The 679-nt window shown below is 23.0% G+C and carries 1 protein-coding gene; it reads left to right on the plus strand.

Annotated features, from left to right (window positions below; translation table 11 throughout):
- Window positions 1–228: 228 nt before the first annotated feature.
- Window positions 229–630, plus strand: a complete 402-nt coding sequence (locus tag KJQ99_RS09470; protein WP_214150678.1) for a putative quinol monooxygenase — start codon at window positions 229–231, stop codon at window positions 628–630.
- The last annotated feature ends 49 nt before the right edge of the window (window positions 631–679 follow it).

Consider the following 679-nt stretch of genomic DNA (forward strand, 5'->3'; position numbering starts at 1 on the left):
ATTATGGTGTGTGTTTTTAATTGTTTTTAGTAGTTAGTGAAGGTTGTTTTTAGAATGAGATTTTAATTGCTTTTTAGTTTTTAATTTAAAGTATTGTTTATGTTGTTTAGAGTGGTTGGGGGGGGGTTAATGGTGTTTTTAGTATTTAATGGATTAGTGGTTTATGGTGGGGAATAGTTTATGTATTTATAGTATATTGTTTGGTTTAAAAAATTGAAAGGTTGAAAAATGAAAAAAATATTAGCTTTAATTTTATCGTTATTTGGATTATCTTCTAATATTTATGCTGATGATAATATTAATAATAAAATGTTGGTTAGAATTTCTGTTGTTGAAGTTTATCCAGAGTATCTTGATGAATACCTTGTTATTGCAAAAGAAGTTGCTGAAGCTTCAATTGAAAAAGAAAAGGGTGTAATATCTATTTATCCAATGATGCTTGTAAAAAATAATAATATAATTAATATTTTAGAAATTTATAAAGACCAAGAATCTTATAATAAACATATTAATTCCGAACATTTTCAAAAATATAAAAAAGGCACATTGCATATGGTAAAATCTCTTGAATTACTTGATTCTTATCAATTAAGCGATAAAAATTTTAAAGCAATTTTTAAAAGACAATAATTTATATATGTTTTTTAATTAAAAGTATTAAATAGATTGTGTGTTTTAT

This window comes from Campylobacter sp. 2018MI13 (assembly GCF_018501135.1).
In the GTDB taxonomy this organism is placed as follows: Bacteria; Campylobacterota; Campylobacteria; order Campylobacterales; family Campylobacteraceae; genus Campylobacter_E.

What these genes read in the sequence shown, in the direction of transcription:
- KJQ99_RS09470 (WP_214150678.1), top strand. Translation starts at nt 229, where the DNA reads ATGAAAAAAATATTAGCTTTAATTTTATCGTTATTTGGATTATCTTCT.